Source organism: Streptomyces sp. NPDC091272, assembly GCF_044757485.1.
In the GTDB taxonomy this organism is placed as follows: Bacteria; Actinomycetota; Actinomycetes; order Streptomycetales; family Streptomycetaceae; genus Streptomyces.
Genome location: NZ_JBIVVC010000001.1, coordinates 507,977 through 520,566, shown reverse-complemented (window position 1 = coordinate 520,566; position 12,590 = coordinate 507,977). Strand labels below are relative to the sequence as shown.

The 12,590-nt window shown below is 73.5% G+C and carries 13 protein-coding genes; 10 read left to right on the top strand and 3 right to left on the bottom strand.

Annotation, left to right across the window (positions count from 1 at the left end; genetic code table 11):
- Positions 1-98: 98 nt before the first annotated feature.
- Positions 99-299, bottom strand: a complete 201-nt coding sequence (locus tag ACIQM4_RS01985; RefSeq protein WP_401586154.1) for a hypothetical protein — start codon at positions 297-299, stop codon at positions 99-101.
- Between ACIQM4_RS01985 and ACIQM4_RS01980 the strand changes: the two genes are divergently transcribed.
- Positions 214-1,017 (top strand): hypothetical protein, encoded by an 804-nt coding sequence (locus ACIQM4_RS01980; RefSeq protein WP_401586035.1) that lies wholly within the window; start codon positions 214-216, stop codon positions 1,015-1,017. The two genes, ACIQM4_RS01985 and ACIQM4_RS01980, sit on opposite strands and share 86 nt — an antisense overlap.
- A 50-nt stretch (positions 1,018-1,067) precedes the next feature.
- Complete coding sequence (locus ACIQM4_RS01975) at positions 1,068-1,628, top strand: GNAT family N-acetyltransferase (RefSeq protein ID WP_401584641.1); 561 nt, start codon at positions 1,068-1,070, stop codon at positions 1,626-1,628.
- Here the strand turns inward: ACIQM4_RS01975 and ACIQM4_RS01970 are convergent.
- Positions 1,621-3,162 carry an AMP-binding protein gene (locus ACIQM4_RS01970; protein WP_401584638.1) on the bottom strand — a complete coding sequence of 514 codons (1,542 nt, stop codon included), beginning with the start codon at positions 3,160-3,162 and terminating at the stop codon, positions 1,621-1,623. The genes ACIQM4_RS01975 and ACIQM4_RS01970 overlap by 8 nt on opposite strands.
- A gap of 279 nt (positions 3,163-3,441) precedes the next feature.
- Here ACIQM4_RS01970 and ACIQM4_RS01965 point away from each other — a divergent pair, with 279 nt between their 5' ends.
- The gene (locus ACIQM4_RS01965; protein ID WP_401584636.1) at positions 3,442-4,575 is read left to right on the top strand and encodes a magnesium and cobalt transport protein CorA; all 1,134 of its coding nucleotides are present in this window, start codon (positions 3,442-3,444) and stop codon (positions 4,573-4,575) included.
- A gap of 45 nt (positions 4,576-4,620) precedes the next feature.
- On the opposite strand, the gene ACIQM4_RS01960 is transcribed toward ACIQM4_RS01965, so the two are convergent.
- Positions 4,621-6,087: an aldehyde dehydrogenase family protein gene (locus ACIQM4_RS01960; protein ID WP_401584633.1), complete on the bottom strand. Its 1,467-nt coding sequence runs from the start codon at positions 6,085-6,087 to the stop codon at positions 4,621-4,623.
- A gap of 54 nt (positions 6,088-6,141) precedes the next feature.
- On the opposite strand from ACIQM4_RS01960, the gene ACIQM4_RS01955 reads away from it, so the two are divergent.
- The 7 genes from ACIQM4_RS01955 (at position 6,142) to ACIQM4_RS01925 (ending at position 12,564) form a co-directional block, all read left to right on the top strand.
- The gene (locus ACIQM4_RS01955) at positions 6,142-6,822 is read left to right on the top strand and encodes a TetR/AcrR family transcriptional regulator (RefSeq protein WP_401584630.1); all 681 of its coding nucleotides are present in this window, start codon (positions 6,142-6,144) and stop codon (positions 6,820-6,822) included.
- Between the two features lie 105 nt (positions 6,823-6,927).
- Positions 6,928-7,491: a DUF2243 domain-containing protein gene (locus ACIQM4_RS01950; RefSeq protein WP_401584628.1), complete on the top strand. Its 564-nt coding sequence runs from the start codon at positions 6,928-6,930 to the stop codon at positions 7,489-7,491.
- Positions 7,491-8,330: a cytochrome c oxidase assembly protein gene (locus ACIQM4_RS01945; protein WP_401584625.1), complete on the top strand. Its 840-nt coding sequence runs from the start codon at positions 7,491-7,493 to the stop codon at positions 8,328-8,330. Before ACIQM4_RS01950 ends, ACIQM4_RS01945 begins: the two co-directional genes overlap by 1 nt.
- A 199-nt stretch (positions 8,331-8,529) precedes the next feature.
- On the top strand, positions 8,530-9,648 hold the full coding sequence (locus tag ACIQM4_RS01940) for a glycosyltransferase (protein ID WP_401584622.1): 1,119 nt from the start codon (positions 8,530-8,532) through the stop codon (positions 9,646-9,648).
- Positions 9,645-10,715, top strand: a complete 1,071-nt coding sequence (locus ACIQM4_RS01935; protein WP_401584620.1) for a glycosyltransferase — start codon at positions 9,645-9,647, stop codon at positions 10,713-10,715. Before ACIQM4_RS01940 ends, ACIQM4_RS01935 begins: the two co-directional genes overlap by 4 nt.
- A complete protein-coding gene (locus tag ACIQM4_RS01930) occupies positions 10,712-11,746 on the top strand; it encodes a glycosyltransferase (protein ID WP_401584617.1) in 1,035 nt (344 codons plus the stop codon). The genes ACIQM4_RS01935 and ACIQM4_RS01930 overlap by 4 nt, the downstream gene beginning before the upstream one ends.
- Positions 11,743-12,564 (top strand): glycosyltransferase family 2 protein, encoded by an 822-nt coding sequence (locus ACIQM4_RS01925; RefSeq protein WP_401584614.1) that lies wholly within the window; start codon positions 11,743-11,745, stop codon positions 12,562-12,564. The genes ACIQM4_RS01930 and ACIQM4_RS01925 overlap by 4 nt, the downstream gene beginning before the upstream one ends.
- Positions 12,565-12,590 lie beyond the last annotated feature (26 nt).

The window sequence follows — 12,590 nt, the reverse complement described above, 5'->3', positions numbered from 1 at the left end:
CGGGCTGCTCCTCGTCGAGCCGTCGCGCCCGGACCCAGTGCCGGAGGTCGCCCCATGGGAAGCAGCGTGCCGGTGCGGTGCCCCGCCTGCCGCCGTGATCACGCGTACGTACCGCCCGTCTTCCCCTGTGCGTGCGGCGCGCCGCTGGCCCCACCGCTGTTGCGCGGCGCCCGGCCGCAGCCGATCACGCACCGCACCTGGACGGACTCCTGGGTGACGGTCCGCTGCCCGTCCTGCGGCCGGCAGGACCAGTGGCCCCAGCCGGAGCTGGGCTGTGGCTGCGGTACGGTGCTGCGCATCCCCGTACGTCCCGCGCCCTCGGTGCCCCCGGCAGGACCGCGGCCCGCCCCCGCGCCGCACAGGGGACGCGCGGACGCGGCAGGCCCCGGATTACCCACCGGTGCCGACGCCTCGACGGGCCCCGGGCCCGCCCCCGAACCGGACCTGGCCGGGGACCCGGACCTCGCGCCGGGATCCGGACCTGAAGTCGCCCCGGGATCCGGACCTGACCTCGCGCCGGGATCCGGCCCTGACCTCGCCCCGGGATCAGCCCCGGGACTCGTGCCGGGGCCCGCGCCGGCCGCCCGCCCGGCGCCCGCGGGACAGCTCGGCGGTGGCTCCCGTGCCGGGCGTCCCAGGCCGCCGTTCCGGCCCCTGACCATCCGTACCGCCAGGGACGCGGTCACCGCCGCCGCCGTCTACCTCAAGTGGCTGGGGTTCCGCGACATACTCCAGTCCCCCGAGCACCCGGCCTCCGGCATCGACCTACGGGCCCCGGGCCTGGTCGCCCAGGTCGACCCGCGTACCGAGCCGTCCACGCTGCGCGACGTGGAGTGCCTGTGGCTGCACGGACTGAACTCGTCGGCGGTCCCGGTCTTCTTCTCCCTCACGGGGTACGTTCCCGAGGCCCGCGCCCGCGCGGCGAACCTCGGGGTCCCGCTGTTCGTGATGGACCTCACCGGCACGCCGCAGCCCGCCAACGACGCAGCGGACCTTCTCATCCGCACGGGCGGCTGAGGGGGCCGGGCGGGGACGGCCGGGACGGGGCGGCGGGGGATACTTCCCGTATGCATGTGCGTCCTGCCGGCCTCGCCGATCTTCCGCTCCTCCAGGACATCGAACGCGCGGCGGGCGAACCGTTCCGCGCACTCGGCATGGTGGAGGTCGCGGACGACGACCCACCGCCGCTCGAACTGCTCGCCTCCTACCAACTCGAAGGCCGTGCCTGGGTGTTCGGGGGCGACGGGGGCCGCCCTGACGGATATCTGATCTGGCAGGAGGTCGACGGCGCCGCGCACATCGACCAGGTGTCCGTGCACCCCCGCGCCGCCCGCAGGGGCGTCGGCCGGGCCCTCATCGAGCACCTGGCGCAGGAGTCGGGCGCCGCCCTGACCCTGACGACCTTCGCGGAGGTGCCCTGGAACGCGCCGTACTACGCCCGGCTCGGCTTCCGCACCCTGGCCGGTGCCGAACTCACCGAAGGACTGCGGGAGATCGTGGCCGAGGAGGCCTCGCTCGGTCTCGACCGGTGGCCGCGGGTGTGCATGCGGCGTCCCGGGTGGCGCGGGTCGTCACGGACGGGCGGGCCGCCGCCGGGTAGCGGCCCCCTCGCCGGCCCGGTCAGCTGATCTCGCGGCCCTGCCCCGTCCAGTACGGCTCGCGGAGCTTGAACTTCTGGATCTTGCCCGTGGCCGTACGCGGGATCGCGTCCCGGAACTCGACCCTGGTGGGAGCCTTGTAACCCGCCATCCGCTGCTTGCAGTGGGCGATGAGCTCGGCCTCCTGCGCGCTCGCACCCTCGGCGAGGACCACCAGGGCCAGGATCGTCTCGCCCCACTTCTCGTGCGGCACACCGATGACGGCGACCTCGGCGACCGCGGGGTGGCCGAAGAGGGTGTCCTCGACCTCGATCGACGACACGTTCTCGCCGCCGGTGATGATGACGTCCTTCTTGCGGTCGGAGATGGTGAGGTGGCCGTCCGTCTCGTCGACGGTGCCGCCGTCCCCGGTGTGGAACCAGCCGTCCACGAGGGCGTCCGCCGTCTCCTCCGGCTTCTCCCAGTAGGCGTCCAGCACCACGTTGGACCTGGCCAGCACCTCGCCGGAACCGGCCACCTTCACCTGGACGCCCAGCGCGGGAACCCCGGCGCGGGACAGCTTGCGGGCCCGCTCCTCGGCGGGCAGCGCGTCGTCCTCGGGGCGGGCCCGGTTGAAGGTGAGGAGCGGCGAGGTCTCGGTCAGACCGTAGATCTGAGTGAACTCCCAGCCCAGCTCCTCGTCCATGCGCCGGATCATCCGGGAGGGCGGCGGGGCGCCCGCGCAGACCACGCGCACCCGGTCGCGGCCGGGTACGGGGCCTTCCCAGGCCGCGGCGGCGTCGAGCACCGCGTTCCAGACCGCGGGGGCGCCGCACATCAGGGTCACCCCGTGCTGATCCACCCGGCGGAGGATCTCGGCGCCGTCGACCTTCCGCAGCACCACCTGCTTGACCCCGAGCCCGGCCATCACGAACGGCATGCCCCAGCCGTTGCAGTGGAACATCGGCAGGGTGTGCATGTACACGTCGCGCTCCCAGGCGCGGGTGTGCAGCCCGAAGGTCAGACCGTTGACCCAGATGTTGCGGTGGGTGAGCTGAACTCCCTTGGGGCGGGCGGTGGTTCCCGAGGTGTAGTTGATCGTCGCGGTCGCGTCCTCGTCGGGCCGCGACCACGGGCGCGGCTCGATGCCGTACCGCATCAGCTCGTGGTCCGTCTGCTCGCCGAGCACGAACCGGTGCCTGGCCTTGACGCCGGCCAGCGCGTCGTCCAGCTCCGGGTCGACCAGCAGCACACAGGCGCCGCTCTGGCGCACCATGTAGTCGATCTCGTCCGGTTTGAGGCGGAAGTTGACGGGCACGCAGATCCGGCCGCTCATCGTCACCGCGAACAACAGCTCAAGCATTCGGGCGGAGTTGTGGCTGACGACGGCCACCCGCTCCCCCTCGCGCACGCCCAGCGCGTCGAACCCGGCCTGCCAGGCGCGGACCCGTTCCGCGAGTCTGCCGTAGGTGGAGTCCGGCACCGGCACGGCGGGTTGCACCGGCTCGTCGATCACACCGGGGCACGATCCGAAGCCCAGCTCCGCACGGTCGAGGAAGTCGGAGGTGGTCATCGGCGTCCGCATCGTGCACTCTCCCTGGTACCGGCTGTGGTGCTCACATCCTGTGCCAGTCGTCTGGATCTCTCTACCCCCGGAGGGGGACGGATAAGGACGTTCACCTGCCGGGGCCACGTCCGCACGGCGGGCCGCAAGGGACGGCCCCGCCCCCGCCACGGCATCCGGGGCGACCCCCTCCCCTTCTGCCGCATTCACCGTGCCGGTGCGTTATGCCCCCGATATCCTGCTTCGTGATCCGCTGCTCGTGGACATCCGTGCGGACCGACGAGGGAGGCGAGCCACCCCGTGGCAGCGAAGAAGCGCACCTGGCGCAGGCAGCCCGCCCCCTCCACCACCGCTTCGCCGCCCGTCGCGGGACCCACCGGGCCACGGCCGCCGGAACCGGAGCCGGAGGACCGCACGAGCGTGGTGAACGCCGCGGTCTACCGCGACGGCGTCCGGGTCTCCTCCCCCGACTCCCTCGCCGAGACCTTCCGCCTGCTGCGCGAGCATCCGGACGGCATGGCGTGGATCGGCCTGCACCGGCCGAGCGAGTCCGAACTCCACTCCCTGGCCGAGGAGTTCGACCTGCACCCGCTCGCAGTCGAGGACGCGCTCGAAGCACACCAGCGGCCGAAGCTGGAGCGGTACGGCGAAACCCTCTTCGTCGTCCTGCGCGCGGCCCGCTACCTGGACGCCCCCGAAGAGGTCGACTTCGGCGAGCTGCACGTCTTCCTCGGCCACGACTTCGTCATCACCGTCCGGCACGGCGCGGCCCCCGACCTGTCCGCCGTCCGACGCCGGATGGAGGAGTCCGCCGACCTGCTCTCGCTGGGCCCCGAGGCGGTGCTGTACGCGATCCTGGACGCGGTGGTCGACGGGTACGCACCCGTCGTCTCCGGCGTGCAGACAGACATCGACGAGATCGAGACCGAGGTCTTCCGCGGCGATCCCGAGGTCTCCCGCCGCATCTACGAACTCTCCCGCGAGGTGGTGGAGTTCCAGCGCGCGACGCGTCCCCTGATCGGCATGCTGAACGGCCTGATGGCCGGCTTCACCAAGTACCGGACGGACGAGGAGCTCCAGCGCTACCTGCGTGACGTCGCCGACCACGTCACCCACACCAGCGAACGCGTGGACGGCTTCCGGCAGGCCCTGACCGACATCCTCACCGTCAACGCGACGCTGGTCACCCAGCAGCAGAACGCGGAGATGCGGGCGCTGGCGGTCGCCGGCTTCGAGCAGAACGAAGAGATCAAGAAGATCTCGGCGTGGGCGGCGATTCTCTTCGCGCCCACACTCGTGGGAACCATCTACGGGATGAACTTCGACACCATGCCCGAGCTGCACTGGGCCCTCGGCTACCCCTTCGCGATCCTGCTCATGGCGCTGGTCTGCGGCGGGCTGTACGTGGTGTTCAAGAAGCGGGGCTGGCTGTGAGGCGGCGCGGTGACGCCGTCTCACGGCCATTGACGCCCCGCCCGGTCAGCCGGCCGTCGAGTGCAGCGGCTTGTCCAGCACCGCCTTGCTGTGGCTGAAGGTGTCGATCGAGTACTCGCCGTGGTAGCGGCCCGTTCCGCTTTCGCCCACGCCGCCGAAGGGGAGTTCGGGAGCGGTCAGGTGCGCGACCGGGATGCCGAAGGCGAGTGCTCCCGAGGAGGTCTCGGTCAGCAGCCGCTGCTTGGTGGCCGGCGAGTCGGTGAACGCGTACAGCGCGAGCGGCTTGTCCCGTTCGTTGACGAAGGTCAGCGCCGCGTCCAGGTCGGGGACCTGCACGACGGGCAGCACGGGGCCGAAGATCTCCTCCTGCATCACCGGTGAGTCGGGCGCGACGTCGGCGAGCACGGTGGGGGCGAGGTAGCGGGTCGTACGGTCGTGGGCGCCGCCGATCACCGTGCGTCCGCTGCCCAGGAGGCCGGTGAGCCGGTCGAAGTGGCGCTCGTTGATGATCCGTCCGTACTCCGCGCGGGCCGCGGGGTCGGTTCCGTACAGCTCGGTGACGGCTGCCGCGAGGTGCGGCTCCAGGGCGCGGGCGGTGTCGCCGACCGCCAGGACGTAGTCGGGAGCGACGCAGGTCTGGCCCGCGTTGAGGAACTTGCCCGAGACGATCCTGCGGGCGGCCGCCGCCAGGTCGACGCCCTCGTCCACGAGCGCGGGGCTCTTGCCGCCGAGCTCCAGCGTGACCGGGGTCAGGTGCTTGGCCGCGGCGGTCATGACGATGCGGCCCACCGTGCCGTTGCCGGTGTAGAAGATGTGGTCGAAGCGCTGCTCCAGCAGGGCGGTGGTCTCGGGGACCGCGCCCTCCACCACGGCCACCGCGTCGCGGTCGAGGTAGCGGGGCAGCAGACGGGCGATCTCGGCGGAGGTCGCGGGCGCGAGCTCGCTGGGCTTGACGACCACGCAGTTGCCCGCGGCCAGCGCACCGACCACCGGCGCCAGCGCCAGCTGGAGCGGATAGTTCCAGGGCGCGATGACCAGGACGACGCCGAGCGGCTCGCGCACGACACTGCCCTCGGCGGGCAGCAGCCGCTCGGGCAGGGCCGCGGCGCGCGGGGCCAGCCAGGCGTCGAGGTGGGCAAGGGTGTGGTCGATCTCGTTCACGGTGAAGCCGACCTCGGTGCGGTACGCCTCCTCGGGGCCCTTGCCGAGGTCGGCGCGGAGCGCGTCCGTCAGCGCGTCGCTGTTGTCGGTGAGCAGGGTGCGCAGTGCTTCGAGCTGGCCGCGGCGCCAGGCGACCGGCTTGGTGCGGCCGGTGGCGAAGGCGGACCGCAGGGCGGCGACGAGGCGGGGCGCGTCCAGTGGGGCGGCGGCGTCCTGGGTCGCGGAGGGGGCGGCTGCGCCCTGGGCCGCAGAGGTGGCCGCTTCGTGGGCGGCGGCGGAGGTGGCGGCTTCGTGGGCGGCGGCGGAGGTGGCGGCTTCGTGGGCCGCGGGGATCTCGGTGGGGGAAGTCATGTGTCCCGAGCTTATACGAAACGAAAAGGTTTCGTTTCGTATATCGTCGGGAGAGTGACACATCCCTCCGCCGACATCCCCGCCGCCCGTCACCCGGACCCCGCCGGGCCCGCCCTGCCCGCCCGCGGCCGGCCCCGGGACGCCGCCCTCGACCGCGCGCTGCTCGAAGCCACGCTGGAGGTCCTGTACGAGAAGGGCTACGGCGGGCTGACCACGTCCGCCGTGGCCAGGCGGGCCGGAGTCTCCACGGCGACCCTCTACCGCCGCTGGAAGTCCAAGGATGACCTCGTCGTGGGCACGGCGGTCCGCTGGGCGCACGACCTCGGTCCCGGCGAGGACACCGGCAGCCTGTTCGGCGACCTCACCGCCCTGCTCACCGACAAGGCCCGCACGCTGGACGGGCCGGGCGGCAGGCTCCTGCACGTCCTGATCGGCGAGTCGGCGCACAACCCGGCGCTGGCCCGGGTGCTGGACGACGCCGTCGTCCAGCCGGTCAGGGACCGCGCCGGCACGCTGATCGAGCGGGCCGTCGGCCGCGGTGAGATCCCGCCGGTGGCCGACCCGCACGTCCTGGCGGACCTCGTGGTCGGCGCCATGGTCAGCCGGGTCTTCCTCACCCCGCACGCCACGCGCCCCGACGTCGGCCGGGCCCCCGCGGGCGAGGCGATGGTCGCCGAGGTGCGTCCGTTCCTGCTGCGCGCACTGGGGGCGACCGTGAGCGGTCCCGCCGGTTGAGCCGTACCGCCGGATGGAGGACGCGTACGCGCGTGAGTGCCGCGCGCGGGGGAACCTGCGACTGAGGCGATCCGGAGCGGCGGAAGCAGGAACGGGGAGACGGACATGACCACCACGACAGGCGCAGCACAGGCGGACACCTCACGGGTGAGGAGCATCCAACTGCCGGGCATCCTGCTCGGGGTGGGGCTGGGCGGGTTCGTCGACGGCATCCTTCTGCACCAGCTGCTCCAGTGGCACCACATGCTCTCCAGCACCGACCAGGACCGCATCGGGGTGAAGTACTACGACCCGGGCACCGTCCCGGGGCTGGAGATGAACACGGTGTGGGACGGCGTCTTCCACACCGTGTGCTGGCTGGCGGTCCTGCTCGGCCTCGCCGTCCTGTACTCGCGTGTCACCCACCACCGGCGGCGCGTGTGGACCTCGCGCGTGCTGTGGGGCTGGGTGCTCGTCGGCTGGGGACTGTTCAACCTGGTCGAAGGGGTCCTGGACCACCACGTCCTGGGCATCCACCACGTGTACGCCGGAGCCGGCCAGGTGTGGTGGGACATCGGTTTCCTGGTCCTGGGCGCCCTGCTGGTCGCCGGGGGTTATCTGCTGCAGCGCAGCGGCGGCCCCTTCGACCCGGCCGCCCCGGCGGCGCGCCGGGAGGGCCGGCGCGGCTGATGGACCACCACCTGCCCGCCCACGAGGGGCACACCGCGGGCGGCGGTGCGGCGGAGGTGCTGCTGCCCGCCCTCGTCCTGGCGGCCGTCGCCTGCGCGTACCTGCTGCTCGTCCGCCGCGCCTGCCGCCGTAACCCGGCGCTGGGCTGGAGCCGGTGGCGGACCGCCGGCTTCCTGACCGGCGTGGCGCTGCTCGGCGTGGCTCTGCTGCCGCCGGTGGCGCCGTTCGCGCACGAGGACTTCCGCGGCCACATGGTCCAGCACATGCTCATCGGCATGTACGCGCCCCTCGCGCTCGTCCTCGCGGCCCCTGTCACCCTCCTGCTGCGCACTCTTCCCGCGTCGCGGGGGCGGCAGTTGACGGCCGTGCTGCACAGTCCGCCCGCCCGGGTGATCGCCCACCCCACTGTGGCGCTCGCGCTGTCCACGGGGAGTCTCGCGGCGCTCTACCTCACCCCCCTCTTCCGGGCGGTGACGGCCGATCCGGCGGCCCACTGGCTGCTGCACGCGCACTTCCTGCTGTCCGGCTGCCTGTTCGCCCACGCCGTCGCCGGCCCCGACCCGGCCCCCTCCCGTCCGGGTGTACGGACCAGGCTGGTCCACCTCGGGGTGGCGATCGCGGCGCACGCGGTGATCTCGCAGCTGATCTACGGCGGCTTCCTGGTCGACATCCCCTCCCCCGCCCACCAGGTGAGGGGCGGGGCGGAGATCATGTACTACGGCGGAGACATCGCCGAACTGCTGCTCGCGGTGGCCCTGGTCGCCACCTGGCGCCCCGCCCCCCGCAGCCGGCCCCGCCGCGGCACGGACGCCCGGCAGACAGCTCCGGCGACCGTCTGACCGCGGCCGGACGACTGCGATCCTCCCGGGCCCACCCCTCACCACCGCTCCGAAACGGCGTGCTTGGAGTCCGCTTGCCTGGGTACCCAGAGCATGGCAAAACGGTACAAACTGGAAAGCGAATCGGAGTGGATCAGCGGTACGGGGACACCGGCGACGGCATCCCCGTACCGCTGCGTGAGGCAGGAGCGACACGACGATGAACCACCACACCCCGGCCGCCGCCCAACGCCGCGGCGGCGGTACCGCGGTCTCAGATGTGATCAGAGTTGCCTCGGTGCCCGCCGGACACGTCTACGTACGGCACTGCTCGGACGGTCAGGGGTCCGACGGGGTCGTCCGGCTGCCGGACCCGCGTCCCAACGGTGCGCCCAGCACCTCCCAGCGCTGGTGGCCGCCGGTCATGCTCGACCCCGAATGGGTGCACGCGCACCACGGTGACTTCGACGTGTTCCATCTGCACTTCGGTTTCGACGCGCAGTCGCCGCAGCAGCTGGAATCCCTCGTCCGGGCCCTGCGCCAGTACCGCAAACCGCTCGTGTACACCGTGCACGACCTGCGCAATCCCCATCAGCCCGATCCCGCACCGCACAACGCCGCGCTGGACGTCCTCGTCCCGGCGGCCGACCACCTCGTCACCCTGACCCCCGGCGCCGCCGCCGAGATCGCACGCCGCTGGGGCCGTACGTCGACGGTCCTGCCGCACCCGCACGTCGTCGAGGAGCCCCGGCTCAGCCGGGCCCGTCCCCGGCACGACGGCTTCCGGGTGGGCGTGCACGCCAAGAGCCTGCGCCCGAACATGGCCCTCCTGCCGGTCGTCCGCACCCTCGCGGACACCGTGGCCGACCTGCCGGGCGCGGAACTCCGGGTGAACGTCCACCGCGAGGTGGGCGACCCGGACGCGCACGCCTACGCGCCGGACGTGCTGGCCCAGCTCCGCTCGCTGGCCGACGCCGGGCGGTTGCGCCTGAAGGTGCACGACTACTTCGACGACGACCAGCTCTGGGACTACCTCGCGTCCTTGGACCTGTCCGTGCTGCCCTACCTGTTCGGCACGCACTCCGGCTGGCTGGAGGCGTGCCACGACCTCGGTACCGCCGTGGCCGCCCCCACCTGCGGCTACTACGCCGAACAGCGGCCGTGCCTGTCCTACGGCCACACCGGGCGCGACGGCCTGCACGAGGGCTCCCTGCGGGCCGCCGTGCGGGAGGCGTACCGGACGCGTCCGCAGTGGCGTGCCGCGGCGCAGGACCGGGCAGCCGAGCGCGCCGCCGTGGCTGCCGCTCACCGCACGATCTACGCGGAGCTCCTGGGATGAGCAGACCGCTGCGCATCGCGCTGATCGCGTCCGCCCGCTTCCCCATCGGGGAACCGTTCGCCGGAGGTCTGGAGGCGCACACCTGGACGCTCGCCCGTGCCCTGCGCTCGCGCGGCCACCGGGTGGACCTCTTCGCGGCCCCCGGCTCCGACCCCGAGCTGGACGTCACGGAGATCGCGGTCCACAGGCCTTCGCTGAGCGCCGCGGCCCGGTCGGACGTCAGCATGCCGGACGCGAGCTGGATGGACGACCACCACGCCTACCTGCGGCTGATGCTGGACCTGGCGGGGGACGGCGGACGCGGCTTCGACGTCGTGCACAACAACAGCCTGCACTACCTGCCGGTCGCGATGGCCCCCGCCGTACGGGTGCCGATGGTGACGACCCTGCACACCCCGCCCACGCCCTGGCTGGAGTCGGCCATCCAGACGCACGGCCCCCGCACGGTGACCTTCACCGCCGTCAGCGAGAGCACGGCCGCGGCCTGGCAGCCGCTGGTGACCGGGGCCAGGGTGATCCGCAACGGCGTCGACACCGACCGCTGGCCCGTCGGTCCCGGCGGCCCGCACCTGGTCTGGTTCGGGCGCATCGTGCCGGAGAAGGGCCCCCACCTCGCCGCGGAAGCCGCCCGCAGGGCCGGCCGTTCACTGCGCCTGGCGGGACCCGTCGGCGACCGGGAGTACTTCGAGACGCGACTGGCCCCACTGCTCGACGAGGACATCCGTTACGTCGGCCACCTCGACCGGAGCGCACTGGCGACGCTGGTCGGTACGTCGGCGGCGGCCCTGGTGACGCCCCGCTGGGACGAACCGTACGGGCTGGTCGTCGCGGAGGCGCTGTCCTGCGGCACTCCGGTGTGCGGCTTCGACCGGGGCGCCCTGGGCGAGATCCTCACCCCGGACTGCGGGCTGCTGGCCCCGCCGGACGACATCGACGCCCTGGCGCGGCTCGTCGAGGACACGACACGGCTGGACCGGCGTGCGGCACGGGCCCGCGCCGTCGGATTCTGCGCGCTGGACGCCATGACCGACGGCTACACCGCCCTCTACCAGGAACTCGCGGCATGATCGGCTACTACGTGCACCACCAGGGCCGCGGCCATCTGCACCGCGCCGTGTGCGTGGCCCGCCATCTGCGCGGCCCCGTCACCGGTTTCTCCTCCCTGCCCCGGCCCGACGGCTGGACGGGGGACTGGGTCCTGCTGCCGATGGACGCCGGTGGCGCCGATCCCGGCCCGGGTGCGGCGCAGGCCGTGGACCCGACGGCGGGCGGCAGACTGCACTGGGTCCCGCGCCACCACCCCGGCCTCAGGGACCGGATGGGGACCGTCGCCGACTGGATCGCACGGGCCAGGCCCGCGCTCTTCGTCAGCGACGTCTCCGTCGAAGTGACCCTGCTGGCACGGCTCATGGGCGTGCCCGTCGTGGCCGCGGCGATGCGTGGCGACCGCTCGGACCCGGCGCACCGGCTGGGCTACGACGTGGCCGACGCCCTGCTCGCGCCCTGGCCCGCGGCTCTCCCGGAACCCCACTGGCCACGTGGCTGGCGGGAGAAGGCGGTCCACACGGGGGCGTTCTCGCGGTACGACGGGCGGCCCCGCGTACGGACGGCCCGCGCCGACGGCGCCCGCGAGGTCGTCGTCATGCTGGGGGCCGGCGGCGCGGGCGTCGACGACGTCGACTTCCGGCTGGCGGCGGCCCGTACTCCCGGCTGGTCGTGGACCTTCCTTGGCGGACCCGACCGGCCGTGGGTCGAGGATCCGTGGCCCGTCCTGTGCCGTGCGGACGTGGTGGTCACGCACGGCGGCCAGAACGCCGTCGCGGAGTGCGCCGCCGCACGTGTCCCCACCGTCGTGGTCCCGCAGGACCGGCCGCACGGCGAGCAGCGGGCGACCGGTCTGGCACTGCGGGCAGGCCGGCTGGCGACCGTACGCGCCTCCTGGCCCGCGCCCGAGGAGTGGGCGGGGCTGCTGGACGGCACGGCGCGGCACGGGTGCGCCGACGGATGGGCCCGGTGGGCTCCCGGCGACGGTGCGCAGCGCGCGGCGGACACGCTCGACCGGCTGGCGGCCCGCGCACCGCGGCGGCAGCCGGCATGAAACTCGCGGTGATCACCCTGGTGGCGGGCCGCCACCGCCATCTGCGGCTCCAGCAGGCCGGGCTGGCGGCCGGCACCCGCGCCCCGGACCACTACATCGTCGTGACCATGGGTGACGAGGCGGCGGGGGCCGCCGTCGCCGACGGGCGGCCCGCCGCGAAGACGGTGCCGGTGGCCCTGGACGGGCAGGGGCGCATGCCGCTCGCGGCCGCCCGCAACGAGGGCGCCCGCCGGGCCGTGGCGGCCGGCGCCGAGCTGCTGGTCTTCCTCGACGTGGACTGCGTCCCGGGCGGGAACCTGCTCGCCCGCTACGCGCGGACAGCGGCGGACGGCGCCCTGCTCTGCGGCACGGTCGCCTACCTGCCGCCTCCGCCGCCGGACGGCTACCGCCTCGCGGACCTGCCCGACCTGGCGCCGCCCCACCCGGGGCGGCCGGTGCCCGGGGACCGCGAAGTGCTGCGGGGCGGCGAACACCGGCTCTTCTGGTCACTGTCCTTCGCGCTGACCGCCCGCACCTGGCAGGACATCGGCGGCTTCTGCGAGGAGTACACCGGGTACGGCGGCGAGGACACCGACTTCGCACTCCAGGCGGCGGCCGCCGGCGTAGACGTCTGGTGGGTCGGCGGGGCGCCCGCCTACCACCAGCACCACCCGGTGAGCCGCCCGCCGATCGAGCATCTTGACGACATCCTCCGCAACGGCGCCCTCTTCAGGAGCCGTTGGGGCACCTGGCCGATGGAGGGCTGGCTGCGGGAGTTCGCCGCCCGCGGCCTCGTCAGGCACGACCGGACCACCGACACGTGGTGCAGGGCCACCTAGGACATACGTACAGCAAAGGGCCTGCG